This window comes from Streptomyces sp. NBC_00104 (genome assembly GCF_045160825.1).
GTDB lineage: Bacteria > Actinomycetota > Actinomycetes > Streptomycetales > Streptomycetaceae > Streptomyces.
In genome coordinates this window covers 10202566-10217106 of the sequence record NZ_CP108215.1, presented here as the reverse complement: position 1 = coordinate 10217106, position 14541 = coordinate 10202566, and the positions used below count along the sequence as shown (strand labels likewise).

The 14541-nt window shown below is 72.7% G+C and carries 14 protein-coding genes; 9 read left to right on the top strand and 5 right to left on the bottom strand.

Features of this window, described 5'->3' with window-relative positions:
- Positions 1–8: 8 nt before the first annotated feature.
- Positions 9–1034, bottom strand: coding sequence for a DUF6745 domain-containing protein (locus tag OG272_RS44680; RefSeq protein ID WP_327726406.1), 1026 nt, complete (start codon positions 1032–1034; stop codon positions 9–11).
- Positions 1035–1122: 88 nt separating this feature from the next.
- Positions 1123–1449: a hypothetical protein gene (locus tag OG272_RS44675; RefSeq protein WP_327726407.1), complete on the bottom strand. Its 327-nt coding sequence runs from the start codon at positions 1447–1449 to the stop codon at positions 1123–1125.
- Positions 1450–1778: 329 nt separating this feature from the next.
- Here OG272_RS44675 and OG272_RS44670 point away from each other — a divergent pair, with 329 nt between their 5' ends.
- Genes OG272_RS44670 through OG272_RS44645 form a run of 6 tightly spaced genes read left to right on the top strand, consistent with a single transcriptional unit; the run spans position 1779 to position 7849 of the window.
- On the top strand, positions 1779–2747 hold the full coding sequence (locus OG272_RS44670) for an STM4015 family protein (protein WP_326573977.1): 969 nt from the start codon (positions 1779–1781) through the stop codon (positions 2745–2747).
- Positions 2748–2781: 34 nt separating this feature from the next.
- Positions 2782–3957, top strand: a complete 1176-nt coding sequence (locus OG272_RS44665) for an STM4014 family protein (RefSeq protein ID WP_405895895.1) — start codon at positions 2782–2784, stop codon at positions 3955–3957.
- Between the two features lie 28 nt (positions 3958–3985).
- Entirely contained in the window at positions 3986–4792 is an 807-nt protein-coding gene (locus OG272_RS44660; RefSeq protein ID WP_326585491.1) for an STM4013/SEN3800 family hydrolase, read from the top strand.
- Positions 4789–6147 (top strand): STM4012 family radical SAM protein, encoded by a 1359-nt coding sequence (locus OG272_RS44655; protein WP_327726409.1) that lies wholly within the window; start codon positions 4789–4791, stop codon positions 6145–6147. The genes OG272_RS44660 and OG272_RS44655 overlap by 4 nt, the downstream gene beginning before the upstream one ends.
- A gap of 8 nt (positions 6148–6155) precedes the next feature.
- Positions 6156–7049 (top strand): STM4011 family radical SAM protein, encoded by an 894-nt coding sequence (locus tag OG272_RS44650; protein ID WP_326573982.1) that lies wholly within the window; start codon positions 6156–6158, stop codon positions 7047–7049.
- A 50-nt stretch (positions 7050–7099) separates the two neighbouring features.
- Positions 7100–7849, top strand: coding sequence for a thioesterase II family protein (locus tag OG272_RS44645; RefSeq protein WP_405895894.1), 750 nt, complete (start codon positions 7100–7102; stop codon positions 7847–7849).
- Between the two features lie 35 nt (positions 7850–7884).
- Here OG272_RS44645 and OG272_RS44640 read toward each other — a convergent pair whose 3' ends face one another.
- Both OG272_RS44640 and OG272_RS44635 read right to left on the bottom strand, forming a co-directional pair.
- On the bottom strand, positions 7885–8598 hold the full coding sequence (locus tag OG272_RS44640; RefSeq protein WP_327726410.1) for a response regulator: 714 nt from the start codon (positions 8596–8598) through the stop codon (positions 7885–7887).
- Complete coding sequence (locus tag OG272_RS44635; RefSeq protein ID WP_405895893.1) at positions 8595–10238, bottom strand: ATP-binding protein; 1644 nt, start codon at positions 10236–10238, stop codon at positions 8595–8597. The genes OG272_RS44640 and OG272_RS44635 overlap by 4 nt, the downstream gene beginning before the upstream one ends.
- 405 nt (positions 10239–10643) lie before the next feature.
- Between OG272_RS44635 and OG272_RS44630 the strand changes: the two genes are divergently transcribed.
- From OG272_RS44630 to OG272_RS44620, 3 genes are read left to right on the top strand one after another with little or no spacing between them, the layout of a single operon-like run.
- Positions 10644–11627, top strand: a complete 984-nt coding sequence (locus OG272_RS44630; protein WP_327732041.1) for a tripartite tricarboxylate transporter substrate binding protein — start codon at positions 10644–10646, stop codon at positions 11625–11627.
- Positions 11624–12163 carry a tripartite tricarboxylate transporter TctB family protein gene (locus tag OG272_RS44625; protein WP_405895892.1) on the top strand — a complete coding sequence of 180 codons (540 nt, stop codon included), beginning with the start codon at positions 11624–11626 and terminating at the stop codon, positions 12161–12163. Before OG272_RS44630 ends, OG272_RS44625 begins: the two co-directional genes overlap by 4 nt.
- Before the next feature lies 1 nt (position 12164).
- Complete coding sequence (locus OG272_RS44620) at positions 12165–13673, top strand: tripartite tricarboxylate transporter permease (RefSeq protein ID WP_405895891.1); 1509 nt, start codon at positions 12165–12167, stop codon at positions 13671–13673.
- Positions 13674–13776: 103 nt separating this feature from the next.
- Here the strand turns inward: OG272_RS44620 and OG272_RS44615 are convergent, their stop codons facing one another.
- Positions 13777–14301 (bottom strand): hypothetical protein, encoded by a 525-nt coding sequence (locus OG272_RS44615; protein WP_327726413.1) that lies wholly within the window; start codon positions 14299–14301, stop codon positions 13777–13779.
- Positions 14302–14541 lie beyond the last annotated feature (240 nt).

Genomic DNA, 14541 nt, shown 5'->3' with positions numbered 1-14541 from the left:
GGCGGCGCTCAGGTCTGCCGCAGCGGCTCGTACGCCTCGGCGCTCAGGCCGAACGTCCAGGCCACTCCCTCCCGGGCCGTGGTCGTCGTGGGCGGCACCCTCAGCCAGTAGGTGCGGCTCGTGCCGTCCGGCTCCGGCGTGGAGTTGACGACCTCGACCATCACCACGTCCTCGTCGCCGGGCAGGGCTGTCCGCCACAGCACGCCCGTCTCGTCGCGGTGCACCGGCTGCGCCCCGGACTCCTCCAGGTAGCGGTCGTAGCCGTAGAACTCCAGCATCACGCGACGCAGCTCCGCGTTCTCCTCCGCCCGGATCTCCGCCGGAGTCAACGCGTCCAGCCGGTCGAGGAACGCGCCGGGGACGGGCAGCCCTCGCCAGGCGTGCAGGGCGAAGCCGTCGGCGTAGGCGAGCGCGGGTCCGTCACCGCGGTCCAGTCGGCCCGCCTCGTCGCGGTGCAGCTCCACGGGCCGCTCGGCGACGATCGCTATGTGTTCGTAGGGCCACCACCAGCCGGCCGTGCGGGCCACCTCGGCGAGTCCGTCGAGGCCCGGGGCGGCGTCGAAGGAGGCCAGCCAGGCCGCGTCGTGCTGGCCCAGGACGGCGTCCAGGAGGAGCAGCCGGATGCCGGTCTCCTCCTCGCGGCCGGCGGGGGCCAGGGCCTCGACGACGCCGGTGCGGACGCGGTCGACGAGCGGCCGGGTCGTCTCCCAGAGGTCGGCGCCCGTCGCACGCCAGTGATCGCTCCAGCCGGCCGGGCCCAGCCGGGTGTGCAGCCGGGCGCGTTCGGCGGCGACGGGTCTGTTGCGGACCGCGTCGCGGACGCTCGCCCCGGTCGCCGGCAGGGCCTCGCCGCCCGCCGCCGGTGCTCCCGACAGCAGCCGTACCGCCTCCAGGGGCGAGCGGGCCCACACGATCCGCTCGGGCTCCCGCAGCCCCGCCCGCCGGTACGCGAGCCGTACGCCCGCCTCGGCCCGCGCCCGGTCGCCCGCCCCGGTGGCCGCCGCCACCGCCCGCCAACCCACCCGTTCCGTCACGCCGTTCCTCCTGGCTCTCGATGCCTGTCTGCGGCGGCCGTACACCACGGCCGCCGTTTCCCTCGCGGGTTCGGTCGGTTCGGCGGGTTCAGTCGGCGACGATCCGCACCGAGCCCGGTACGTACTCGCGCTGGCGTATGACGCGGTACCAGCCCTTGGGCAGGGAGATGGCCGCGTGCTCCTCGTGGACGACGCGGGCGCCCTCCGGCACGTGCAGCAGCATCGGTCCGAACGCGCCCGCCTCGCGGACGAGGCGGCCGGGGCCGACCACGGCGTGCGCGTGGCCGGTGACCTCGCCGAGGGCGAGGACGAGCCGGCCGCGCCCGTCGCGCGGTTCCGACGCGGCGTCGAGCGCGTCGCCGGGCACGGCGCTCTGCGCCAACGGCGCTATGAGGACGTCTCCTTGCCGGTACATGGGTCTCCCTCCCGTCGGGCACTCGCCGTGCCACGAGAAAAACCGTAGAGGCAGCCACTGACATTGATACTCGTAGCGGATTCCGGTGGTCGTGGCTCTGCCACTGACTGACACCCTGCTGGGTTGTCTTCAATCGGCCCGCGCACGACGGTTCGCCGGGTCGGGCACGACGGTTCGTCCACAGGACGGGGGTCCGCCGCACACGGTGTCAGTGGGGCTTGGTAGAACTCCGGTATCCGGCGGCGCTGTGCGCTCCGGGTGCGCAACGGGCGGACCGTGCACGGACTCGACTGCCGCCCATGGACATGGAACGAAGGGGCGGGGCGCACATGACCATCGGGAGCCATCTGGAGGAGTTCCACGACCTGCCGGTCCACCGCTTCCCCTCCTCGGTGAAGGGACCGGAGGGCGCCGGGCATCTGCCCGCTCCCGAGTCGGTGGCCTGGAGCATCGCCGTGGACTCGTACGACAGCGAGGAGGCGTGGGAGGAGGCGTTCGCCCGGTTCCTGGCCTCGGTCGACACCGAGAAGGTGCGGGCGCTGGTCGTGGGCGCCTGGAGCGACGCGTACGACAACGGCCCCGAGGAGATCGTCCGGGCCCTGGTCGCGGCGAAGGACCGGCTGCCCGCGCTGCGCGCGCTGTTCCTCGGTGACATCGTGATGGAGGAGTGCGAGATCTCCTGGATCCACCAGGGCGACGTGGGCCCGCTGCTGAACGCCTTCCCGGAGCTGGAGGAGTTCGGTGTGCGGGGCGGTCAGGAACTCGTCTTCCCGACGGTGCGGCACGAGCGGCTGCGGACGCTGACGGTCGAGACCGGCGGTATGCCCGTCGAGGCGGTCCGCGGGGTCGCGGGCAGCGATCTGCCGGCCCTGGTCCAACTGGACCTGTGGCTGGGGACGTCCGAGTACGGCGGCGACTGCGAGGTCGCCGACCTGGCGCCGATCCTCGCGGGCACCCGGCTGCCGGCGCTCAAGCATCTGGCGCTGCGCAACAGCGAGATGCAGGACGACATCTGCGCGGCGCTGGCCTCCGCCCCCGTGGTGGCCCGCCTCGACGTCCTCGACGTGTCGATGGGCGTCCTCACCGACGACGGCGCGACGGCGCTGCTCACGGGCCAGCCGCTCACCCATCTGACCACGCTGGACCTGCACCACAACTACCTGAGCCCGGCGATACGCGACCGCCTCCGGGACTCCCTGGAGGCCGAGGGGGTCCAGGTCGACGTCGACGCCGACGACGCCGAGTCGGACGAGGAGGAGGACGGCACGGTCTGGCGGTTCGTCGCGGTGGGTGAGTGAGCGCGTAGGCAAGCGCGGGCGGAGGGGGGTCGGTGTGGCCGGTCGGACCGGTGCGGTGGGTGCGGGGCTCGGCCCGTACAGGTGGGTGGTCGTCGGGAACGGGGAGAACCGGCGGGTCGGGCTGTTCGTCGCGGCGGCCGAGGCGGCCGGTGTCGGGACGCCGCGTGTCGTCGAGTGGCGGGACGTGCTGCGCGACGGCGGCCACCGGTTCGCCGACGACGAGGTCGTCCGGCTGGACTCGCCGGGTGAGAACGCCGAGGTGGACCGGCTGCTGCGGGGCGTCGACGATCCGACGCGGGTGGAGGGCTCGGCCACCTGGTACGCCCGCTTCCTGGCCGCCGTGGGCTCGTTGCGGGGCGGGGTGCGGCTGGACGACCCCGCGGATCTGGCGGTGCTGTTCGACAAGCGGCTGTGCCATGCCCGGCTCGACGCGGCGGGGGTTCCGGTGCCGCCGTCGCCCACCTCGGGCGACGCGTCGCCGGTGCGCGGCTGGGACGACGTACGGGAGGCGATGCGGGAGCACGGCATGGCGCGGGTCTTCGTGAAGCCGGCCCACGGCTCCTCCGCGTCCGGTGTGCTGGCCGTCGAGTCGGCGGCGAGCGGGCGGGTCAGGGCCACCACCTCGGTGGAGGTGGCGGTCGACGGCCGGCCGCACGCCCCGCTCCGGCTGCACAACTCCCTGCGGGTGCGCCGCTACACGGACGAACGGCTGATCACCGGGATCGTCGACGCCCTCGCGGCCGACGGTCTGCACATCGAGCGCTGGCTCCCGAAGGCGTCCGCGCACGGCAGGTCCGCCGATCTGCGGGTCCTGGTCGTGGCGGGCCGGGCCACGCACGCGGTCGTGCGCACCAGCCGTTTCCCGATGACCAACCTCCATCTCGGCGGGGCGCGGGGCGATCTGACGTCGGTCGTGGACGCGGCGGGTGACCGCTGGAGGCAGGCGCTCGACATCTGCGAGCGGGCCGCCGCCTGCTTCCCGGACACGCTGTGCGTCGGCGTGGACCTGCTGCCGGCGATCGGCTGGCGCCGGTTCACCGTCGGCGAGGTCAACGCGTTCGGTGATCTGCTGCCCCGGCTCACCGGGCTGCCGGGCGGCCCGGCGGAGGGCCTGGACACCTATGCGGCGCAGCTCGCGGCGGTGCGCCGCGCGACGCTCCCGGCGCCCTCGCACCACCCCCAGGCAAGGAAAGACCATGCACCCTTCTGAGCCGTCCGGCCCGGCCGGCGCACCCGACATGAACGAGGTGGTGGGCCGCGACGACCTGCTGCTGCTCACCCTCGACACCCTGCGGTACGACGTGGCCGTGGAGCTCGCGGCGGCGGGCCGGCTGCCGAACCTGGCCGCTCGTCTGCCCGGCGGCACCTGGGAGAAGCGGCACGCGCCCGGCAGTTTCACCTATGCCTCGCACCAGGCGATGTTCGCGGGTTTCCTGCCGACCCCGGCGGCGCCCGGACCTCATCCGCGTCTCTTCGCGGGCCGGTTCGCCGGCAGTGAGACGACCGAGGGGCGCACCTTCGTCTTCGACAGCCCCGACCTGGTGTCGGCGCTCGCCGAGCACGGCTATCGCACGGTGTGCATCGGTGGTGTCGGCTTCTTCAACAAGCAGGGGGCGCTGGGCAGTGTCCTGCCGGACCTGTTCCAGGAGAGCCACTGGGAGCCGGAGTTCTCCGTTGCGTCACCGACGTCCTTCGAGTCCCAGGTGGCCCGTGCCGAGCGGGTCGTGGCCGAACTGCCCGCCGGGCGGCGGCTGTTCCTGTTCCTCAACGCCTCGGCGCTGCACCAGCCCAACTGGTTCCATCTGCCGGGCGCCACCCGCGAGGCGGGCGACAGCCTGGTCACGCACGCGGCGGCCCTCGAGTACATCGACCGGCACGTCGGGCGGCTCTTCGCCGCGATGAGCGCACGGCGCCGTTGCTTCGCCGTCGTCTGCTCCGACCACGGGACCACCTACGGCGAGGACGGTTACACCGGGCACCGTCTCGGCCACGAGGCCGTGTGGACCGTCCCCTACAGCCACTTCTTCCTGGAGCCGTCCGCATGACCGTGACCGAGACCGAGAGCCTGACCGAGACATCGGGCCGTCCCTATCAGCACTACGTGTACGCCTACCCGCACAAGACGGCGTACCGGGAGCTGCCCGGCGCCCCGCGGCTGGCGGACCTGTGGGCCGGGGAGTCCCGGCAGGCGCTGTCGCTGTACGCGCACATACCGTTCTGCGAGGTGCGCTGCGGCTTCTGCAACCTCTTCACCCGGATCGGCGCGCCGGACGGGCTGACCGGCCGTTATCTCGACGCGCTCGAACGGCAGGCGATCGCGGTGCGGGAGGCGCTCGGGGACGCGGAGCCGGTGCGGTTCGCGAACGCCGCGTTCGGCGGTGGCACCCCGACCTATCTGGAGGCCGCCGAGCTGGAGCGGTTGTGCGACATCGCCGAGCGGCACCTGGGCGCGGACTTGCGGGCGATCCCGCTGTCGGTCGAGGCCTCCCCGGCCACGGCGACGGCCGACCGGCTGGCCGTCCTGGCCGAGCGGGGCACCACACGGCTGAGCCTCGGCGTGCAGAGCTTCGTGGCCGAGGAGGCGCGCGCGGCCGTACGGCCGCAGCGGCGGACCGATGTGGAGGCGGCGCTGTCACGGATCCGCGACGCCGGTATCCCGGTCCTCAACATCGACCTGATCTACGGCATCGACGGGCAGACGGCGGCCAGTTGGCGGCTGTCCCTGGACGCGGCCCTGGCCTGGCGGCCGGAGGAGGTCTACCTCTATCCGCTGTATGTACGGCCGTTGACGGGTCTCGGCCGCGGCACGGACCCGGAGACCGCGGACCGTGACTGGGACGAGGCACGGCTGCGGCGCTACCGCGAGGGCCGCGACCATCTGCTCGCGCACGGCTACGAGCAGGTGTCCATGCGGATGTTCCGCCGCGTGGACGCGCCGCCGCAGGGCCCGGACGACTACGCCTGCCAGACCGACGGCATGATCGGCCTGGGCTGCGGGGCCCGTTCGTACACGTCGAAGCTGCACTACTCCTTCGACTACGCGGTCGGCATGAGCCAGATCCGCACGATCATCGACGACTACACGGTCACCGAGGACTTCGGCCGGGCCGTGCACGGCCGCGAGGTCGACGAGGACGAGGCGCGGCGCCGCCATCTGCTGCAGTCGCTGCTCCAGGCGCAGGGGCTGCCGGTGGCGGACTACCGGCGGCGGTTCGGCTCGGACCCGTGCGCGGACTTCGCCGTGGAGCTGGACCTGTTGGCGGCGCGCGGCTGGCTGGCGGAGGCGGGCGCCGGGCGGCTGAGGCTCTCCCCCGAGGGGCTGGCCCACTCGGACGCCATCGGTCCCGGCTTCTTCTCCCCCGCCGTAAGGGCCGCGATGGCCGGGTACGAGCCGAAGTGACGGCGCCCATGGACCTGACGATCCTCTATCGGGGCCCCCTCGCCTCCTGCGACTACGACTGCCCCTACTGCCCGTTCGCCAAGCGCCGCGACTCGACGGCCCAGCTGCGGGCCGACCGCGACTCCCTGGACCGGTTCACCACCTGGGCGCGGGAGCAGAGCGGCGACCGGCTGTCGGTGCTGTTCACGCCGTGGGGCGAGGGGCTGGTGCGCTCCTGGTACCGGAAGGCCCTGGTGGACCTCTCGCACGAACCGCACATCGACCGGGTGGCGATCCAGACGAACCTCAGCTGCCGCACGGAGTGGCTGGCGGAGGCCGACCCGGACACGGTGGCCCTGTGGTGCACGTACCACCCCGGGCAGACCCCGTACGAGCGGTTCCTCGGCAAGGCCCGTCGGCTGGCCGGGACGGGGATCCGCTTCAGCGTGGGGATCGTCGGTCTGCCCGGGCATCTGGAGCACGCCCGCCGGCTGCGCGGGGAGCTGCCGGAGCACGTGTATCTGTGGGTGAACGCCGCCGAGGGGCACACGTACACCGACGAAGAGGCGGCGCTGTGGAGCGGGTTGGACCCCCTCTTCCCCTTCAGCCGCCATCCGCACCGCTCGGCGGGAAGCGCGTGCCGTACCGGCTCGACGGTCGTGTCGGTGGACGGCGAGGGGACGGTGCGGCGCTGCCACTTCGTCAAGGCCGAGCTGGGCAACCTCTACGACGGTTCCTTCCGCGCGGCACTCGCGCCCCGTCCGTGCCCGCTGGCGGTCTGCGACTGCCACATCGGATACGTCCACCTCGAAACGCTCCCCCTCTACGACGTCTTCGCGGGCGGCGTCCTGGAACGCGTACCGACGATGGAGGCGCGACGCGGGCTTCCTCCTCAGCGGGTGGATCTCGGGCGTAGCCTGTGAGCGTCGGTGCGTGCGCGGATCTCGACCAGGAACGGGAAGTGAGTTCGTCCATGACCTCAGCGGTCAACGGCGGCGCGTGGATACGTCGTTACCGGCCCGCGCCCGAAGCGGCGGTCCGGCTGCTGTGCCTGCCGCACGCGGGCGGCTCGGCGAGCTACTACCACCCCATGGCGCAGGCCCTCGCCCCCGCGGCCGATGTGCTGGCCGCGCAGTATCCGGGACGTCAGGACCGTTACGCGGAGCCGCCGGCGGAGAGCATCCGGGAGCTGGTCGAGCGGATCGTCGAGGCCGTCGTCGGGGACGACGACCGGCCGCTCGCCCTCTTCGGGCACAGCATGGGCGCGGTCGTCGCCTACGAGACGGCCCTCACGCTGGCGGCGGGCGGGCGGGCGCCGGTCCGGCTCTTCGTCTCAGGACGGCGTGCCCCCTCCACGCACCGCGTCGGCAGGAAGCTGCACGAGTGCGGTGACGCCGAGCTCCTCCAGGCGGTGCGTCGGCTGGGCGGCACCGACGGACAGGTCTTCGAGGACGAGGAGCTCCTCCAGCTCGTGCTGCCGGCGCTGCGCGGTGACTACCGTGCCCTGGAGACGTACGAGCCGCGCCCCGGCGACCGGCTGACCTGCCCGGTCACCGTCCTCACCGGCGACGACGACCCGGTGACCACGGTGGCGGAGGCCCGTGCCTGGACGGACCACACCGACGGACCGACCGAGCTGTGCGTGTTCCCCGGCGGCCACTTCTACCTCAACGACCGGCCGCAGGAGGTCGTCGACGTCGTACGACGGCACCTGGGGCTGTAGCCGCCGGGGGACGGCGGAGGGTACCGGCCGGTGCGTCACACCCGCCAGCTGTACCGCCGCTCCGGCCGCCCGGCCACGCCGTAGCGGAGGGAGACGTCCGCGCTGCCGGTGCCGTGGAAGTACTCCAGGTAGCGGCGGGCGCTGACGCGGGAGATACCGGTGAGGGTGGCGCACTCGGTGGCGGAGAGGCTGCCGTCCGTGCCGCGCAGGGTGCCTTCGATCAGCTCGGCGGTCTCGACGCTCATGCCCTTGGGCAGGGCGCCCGCCGACGCCGCCGGCGCGGCGGCCCCGGCGAGGACGCGGTCGACGTCGGCCTGGCCGCGGACGACGGTGGTCAGCAGACGGCCGCGCTGGGCGGCGTACCGCTGGAGCCGGGAGCGCAGTTCCTCGAACTCGAAGGGTTTGAGGAGGTAGTCGACGACGCCGTGGCGGACCGCGCCGCGCACGCTGTCGGCCTCCCGGGCGGCGCTGATGACCATGACGTCGCAGTCGTGGCCCGCGGTGCGCAGCCGGGGTATGACGTCGAGGCCGAAGCCGTCGGGGAGGTAGAGGTCGAGGAGGACCAGGTCGGGGCGCAGTTCGTCGACGGCGGTGACCGCCTGTTCGCCGGTGCTGGCGACGCCGACGACGCGGAACGGCTCGACGCGTTCGACGAAGGTGCGGTGGACCCGGGCCACCATGAAGTCGTCGTCGACCACGAGCACGTCGATGGTGCCGGGCGGGCTGCTCGTACCGTTCGTGCCGCTCATGGTGTTACTCCTTCCGCCACCGCGTCGGCGAGGTGGCTGACGGTCATGCGGGCGGTGAACATGGCACCGTCGGGGGTGTTGGTCACCGAGATCTCACCGCCGTGGCGTTCACAGACCAGCCGGGTGAGAGCCAGGCCGATGCCGCGTTCGCCTTCCCGCGCGGCCTTGGTGGTGAAACCGTGGGAGAAGACCTCGCGGGCGAGTTCGGGGGCCACGCCGGGGCCCGAGTCACGGACGACGATCTCCACGCTGGAGGCGTCCTGACGCAGTTCCACCTCGACCCAGGCCTCGCGGCCGTCGGCACCGCCCCAGGGTTCGGGGGCGTCGGGTGCGGTCGTGGTGGCGGCCGCGTCCACGGCGTTGTCGACCAGGTTGCCGACCACGGTGGCCACGTCGGCGGCGTCCTCCGGGGCGAGCCGGTCGAGTGCCGTGCTGTCCGAGATCCGCAGGGTGACCCGGCGTTCGGCGGCGAGGGACGTCTTCGCCATGAGCAGGGCGGCGACGGCCGTGTCGCGGACGCGGCGGCTGAGGGTGACGTCGAGGGAGTGGCGGCGCCGGCTCAGCGCGCGGATGTAGTGGACGACCTCGTCCTGCTCGCCGATCTGGATGAGCCCGGAGATGGTGTGCAGCTGGTTGGCGAACTCGTGGGCCTGGGCGCGCAGCAGTTCGGCGGAGCTGCGGAAGGAGCCGATCTCGCGTTCGAGGCGGGCCAGCTCGGTGCGGTCCCGCAGGGTGGTGACGGAGCCGAGGGGGCGGCCGTCCTTGGTGACGGTCATCCGGTTCATCACCAGGACCCGGCCCCGGCGTATGACGACCTCGTCGCGCTGGTGGGGCGCCTCTTCCTGCGCTCCGGCCAGGACGTCCCGCAGCCGTCCCTCGATGCCTAGGTCGGCGAGGCTCTTGCCGACGCAGTCCTCGGGCAGGTCGAGCAGGCGGCGTCCCATCTCGTTGACGAGGGTCAGCCGGTGGTGGGGGTCCAGGGCGATCACTCCTTCGGCGATGCCGTAGAGCATGGCCTCGCGGTGTTCGGCGAGGCCGGCGATCTCCTGCGGCTCCAGGCCGAGGGTCTGCCGTTTGACGCGCCGGGCGAGCAGCCAGGAGCCGACGAGGCCGAGGCCGCTGGCGATGCCGAGGTAGGCGAGGAGATAGGAGGAGGCGCCGCTGAGGCGCTGCCACACGGTCGGGGAGGCCTCGCCGATCATCACCGTGCCGAGCAGCCGCCCGAGGTTGTCGTTCGTCGTCGCGCCGAGCACGGGCACCTGGGCGACGAGTTCGCGGCTGCCGTCCAGGGCCAGCGAGCCGGACCAGCCGCGGCCCGCGACGGCGCCCTCGCCGGTGGGCATCGGGTCGCCGATCACGGTGGGGTCGGTGGAGCTGACGATCCGGCCGTCCGCGTCGGCGACGGTGACCGAGGTGACCCCCGACTGGGTCTGGGTGGAGTTCACCAGGGGCGCCAGGGCCTCGTGCGCGACGGGCTGGGCTAGCCGGTCGCGGACCAGGGGATTGGCGGCGAGCTGCTCGGCGAGCGCGGTGACGCGGCGGCCCTCCACACGGTTGAAGGTCGCCGCGGACTGGGTGAGCGAGACCGCCGCGACCGCCAGGAGCACCACCACGACGATGGCGAGCTGGAGGACCAGCATCTCGCCTGCGAGGGTATGGCGACGGAACACCACGACGGACTCTTCTCTCGTGCCGACGCCGCCCCGGGCGTCTCGCTCTTGTCTCGTGCCGACGCCGTCCCAGGCGTCCCGTTCTTCTCTCGTGCCGACGCCACGTCGGGCGTCCCGCTCTTCTCTCGTGCCGACGCCACGTCGGGCGTCCCGCGGCTCGGGCGCCGCCTTGTGCGGTGGGTCGCACAATCATGGCGCCCGCGTGCGATCCGGGAAAGAGAGGTGTGGGCGACGTGCCCATAAGGTGACAGGCTGCGTGACCACAACGACCACAACCTCCGTTGCCTCCGCAAGTGCGTCGGGCCCACCCCGCGCGGGCACGATGTGGCCCAGATCACTCTTCCCCTCGACACAGACCGACAGGTGGTGGCATTCGTGCAGCTGCGCACACCCCTCGCCCTGCTCGGGGCGGCCGCGCTCGTGCTCGTGGGGCCGCCGCTGCTCACGACCGGCAGCGGGGCCGAGACCGGCACACAGATACCGGGTCTGCGCTTCATGGTGCCGAACACGCCCGGCGGCGGCTACGACATCACGGCGCGGACGGCCGCGAAGAACGCCGAGGACGCCGGGCTCACCCACAACATCGAGGTGTTCAACCTGCCCGGCGCCGGCGGCACGGTCGGTCTGAGCCGGCTGGTCAGCGAGCACGGCAACGGCAAACTCGCGATGTCGATGGGGCTCGGTGTCGTGGGCGCCGTCCGCTCCAACGACGCGCCGAAGACCCTCGCCGACACCACCCCGATCGCCCGCCTCACCGAGGAGCAGGACGTCGTGGTGGTCGCCAAGGACTCGCCGTACAAGACGATCGACGACCTCGTCGAGGCCTGGAAGGACGACCCGGGCAAACTGCCGGTGGGCGGAGGGTCGGCACCGGGCGGGCCCGACCATCTGGCGCCGATGCTGATGGCGCAGGCCGCCGGGATCGCGCCGAAGGACGTCAACTACATCCCCTTCGACGGCGGCGGTGAGCTGCTCGCCTCGATCCTGGGCAACAAGGTGGCCTTCGGGGTGTCCGGGGTCGGCGAGTACCTGGACCAGATCAAGGCGGGCGAGCTGCGGCTGCTCGCGGTGACCGGCCCGGAGCGGGTGGACGGGCTGGACGCGCCGACCCTCCAGGAGGCGGGCTACGACGTGAACTTCACCAACTGGCGCGGCATCGTCGCCCCGCCCGGTCTCACCGAGGCCGAGCGGGACAAGCTCACCCGGCTGATCGAGGAACTGCACGACTCTCCCGAGTGGCGGCAGTCGCTGAAGCAGAACGGCTGGGACGACGCCTTCCTGACCGGCGACGGGTTCGGCGACTTCCTGGACGCCCAGGACAAGCGCGTGGTGTCGGTGCTGAAGGAGCTGGGACTGTGACCACGGAGACCACCGGCACTCCCCCGGCGCCCACGGCCGAACGCCGCTCCTGGCTGCGCGACCGCTCCGAGCTCGGCGTCTGCATCCTGCTGCTGGCGCTCGGCGTCCTGGTCCTGACCGACGCGCTCACCATGGACGTCGACATCGCGCAGCGCGGTCCCGTCGGCCCGAAGACCGTGCCGATCGTGGTCGGCGCCGGGCTGCTGCTGATCGCCGCCCTGCTCGCCGTGGACGTGCTGCGCGGCGGCCGGGGAGAGGCCGAGGCCGGTGAGGACATCGACCTGTCCGAGCCCGCCGACTGGCGGACGGTGCTGCTGCTCGCCGGGGTGTTCCTCGGCGCGGCCGTCCTGATCGAACCGCTCGGCTTCCCCATAGCCGGCGCCCTGCTGTTCTGGGGCGCGGCCTACGCCCTGGGCAGCCGGCGCCTCGACCGCGATCCGCTCATCGCGGCCGTCATCTCCCTGGTCACGTACGCGGTGTTCAACAACCTGCTCGGGGTGCCGCTGCCCGGCGGCCCGCTGATGGGAGTGCTCTGACATGGACGCCCTCACCTCCCTCCTCGACGGTTTCGGTACGGCCCTGACCCCGATCAACATCCTGTGGGCCGCGATCGGCGTCCTGCTCGGCACGGCGATCGGCGTCCTGCCCGGCATCGGACCGGCCATGGCGGTCGCACTGCTGCTGCCGGTGACGTACGGACTGAACCCGGTCGGCGCGTTCATCATGTTCGCGGGCATCTACTACGGCGCGATGTTCGGCGGTTCCACCACCTCGATCCTCCTCAACACCCCCGGGGAGAGCGCGGCCGTGGTCGCGGCCATGGAGGGCAACCCGATGGCCAAGGCCGGGCGCGGCGCGCAGGCACTGGCGGCCGCCGCCATCGGGCACTTCGCGGGCGGCATGGTCGGCACGATCCTGCTGGTGGCGCTGGCGCCGGCGGTCGCCGAACTGGCCGTGGACATCGGCGCCCCGGACTACTTCGCGATCATGGTGCTGGCGTTCATCGCCGTGACGTCCGTGCTGGGCTCGTCCCGCATCCGGGGCCTCGCCTCCCTGCTGATCGGCCTGACGATCGGCCTGGTGGGCCTGGACCAGATGACCGGACAGCAGCGTCTTACCTTCGGTTCCCTGCAACTGGCCGACGGCATCGACGTGGTGATCGTCGCGGTCGGTCTCTTCGCCATCGGCGAGGCCCTGTGGGTCGCCGCCCATCTGCGCCGCAGTCCGCCCGAGCCGATCCCGGTGGGCCGGCCCTGGCTCGGCCGCTCGGATGTGCGGCGGACCTGGAAGTCATGGCTGCGGGGCCCGTTCATCGGCTTCCCGTTCGGCGCGATCCCGGCGGGCGGCGCCGAGATCCCCACCTTCCTGTCGTACGTCACCGAGAAGCGGCTGTCGAAGCACCAGGACGAGTGGGGCAAGGGCGCCATCGAGGGGGTGGCGGGCCCGGAGTCGGCGGCGTCGGCCTCGGCGGCGGGCACCCTGGTCGCCATGCTGACCCTCGGCCTGCCCACCACGGCGGTCGCGGCGGTCATGCTGGCCGCCTTCCAGCAGTACGGCATCCAGCCCGGCCCCCTGCTCTTCGAACGCGAGCCCGACCTGGTGTGGGGCCTGATCGCCTCGCTCTTCGTCGGCATGGTCCTGCTGCTCGCGCTCAACCTGCCGCTGGCCCCGCTCTGGGCGAAGCTCCTGCGCGTTCCGCGGCCGTATCTCTACGCCGGCATCCTCTTTTTCGCCGCGGTCGGCGCGTACGCGGTCGGCGGTGAGGTGATCGACCTGGTGATCTTGCTGATCATCGGCCTGATCGGGTTCGGTATGCGCCGCTACGGTCTGCCGGTGCTGCCCGCCGTCATCGGCGTCATCCTCGGCCCGGGCGCCGAGCAGCAGCTGCGGCGCGCCCTGCAGATCAGCGACGGCAGTGTCTCCGGCCTGGTGAACACACCGTTCTCGGTGACGGTGTACGCGATCATCGCCGTGCTGCTGGCCTGGCCGCTGCTGAAGCGGCTGGTGACCCGGGACCGCGACCGCACGCCCGCCGGAACGCGGTGAGCCGGGCGCCGTCGGCGCGCGGGGGGCCGGGCATCGACGGCGCGCGGGGAGCCGGGCATCGACGGGGTCGGACACGCCGGTGGGGTGAGCCACCGCCGACCGATCAGCTCGCGCCGCGCTCCGCCTCCTCGTGGAGGAACGCGCTGATCTGTCCGGCGAGGCCCTCCCGGCCCGTGCCGGCCGCCTGGTCGAGCAGGTCCTCGTCGACGCCGATACCGCCGGTCCACAGATACCGCTCGGTCCACTCCTCGTCGGCGCGCAGCTGGACCTGGATGTCGAACTGCGTGAGGTGTGCCTCGGGGGCGGCCGCGTACAGGACGGAGGTGGCGCGGCGCAGGGGGTAGAGGTCGAAGCCCTCGATGAACCGGGAGTTGCGCCAGTCGAGGAAGGCGCTCTCGCCGTCGGGGCCGGTTCGGATGTCGAGCTGGCCGTCCTCCAGGTGGAGCCCGACATGGTCGGTGCCCCGGTTCTCCACGGTCACCCGGAACCGGAAGTACGTCAGGCCCTCGGCGGCGTCGTCGCGTCCCCGTGGAGGTTCCGCGCACTCGACGCCATGGACGCGCACGCGCAGGCCGGCCAGATCGCCGTCGTACTCCTGCCAGTCCCCGATCACGTTGGGCTCGCGCACCGTCCACCTCTCCACATCGGCGGGACATCTCCCGCGTTCGCGCGCACCACAGTGCCACACCCGTCAGACGTCCGGGTCTGGGGCGTTACCGCCGGTCAGAGGTGATCAAGCCGTGTTCAGCGACGATTCCCGGGCGGGCCCGCCGAAGGGGGTCCCTCACGTGCCGCACATCACGTTCACGGCCCACAGTGCGGATATGCGGTGGCCGACTTGCCGATTCCCCGCGCGGGCGTCGGCGCC

What these genes read in the sequence shown, in the direction of transcription:
- OG272_RS44635 (WP_405895893.1), bottom strand. Translation starts at nt 10,238, where the DNA reads ATGCTGGTCCTCCAGCTCGCCATCGTCGTGGTGGTGCTCCTGGCGGTC.
- OG272_RS44645 (WP_405895894.1), top strand. Translation starts at nt 7,100, where the DNA reads ATGACCTCAGCGGTCAACGGCGGCGCGTGGATACGTCGTTACCGGCCC.
- OG272_RS44650 (WP_326573982.1), top strand. Translation starts at nt 6,156, where the DNA reads ATGGACCTGACGATCCTCTATCGGGGCCCCCTCGCCTCCTGCGACTAC.
- OG272_RS44660 (WP_326585491.1), top strand. Translation starts at nt 3,986, where the DNA reads ATGAACGAGGTGGTGGGCCGCGACGACCTGCTGCTGCTCACCCTCGAC.
- OG272_RS44640 (WP_327726410.1), bottom strand. Translation starts at nt 8,598, where the DNA reads ATGAGCGGCACGAACGGTACGAGCAGCCCGCCCGGCACCATCGACGTG.
- OG272_RS44655 (WP_327726409.1), top strand. Translation starts at nt 4,789, where the DNA reads ATGACCGTGACCGAGACCGAGAGCCTGACCGAGACATCGGGCCGTCCC.
- OG272_RS44670 (WP_326573977.1), top strand. Translation starts at nt 1,779, where the DNA reads ATGACCATCGGGAGCCATCTGGAGGAGTTCCACGACCTGCCGGTCCAC.
- OG272_RS44675 (WP_327726407.1), bottom strand. Translation starts at nt 1,449, where the DNA reads ATGTACCGGCAAGGAGACGTCCTCATAGCGCCGTTGGCGCAGAGCGCC.
- OG272_RS44620 (WP_405895891.1), top strand. Translation starts at nt 12,165, where the DNA reads ATGGACGCCCTCACCTCCCTCCTCGACGGTTTCGGTACGGCCCTGACC.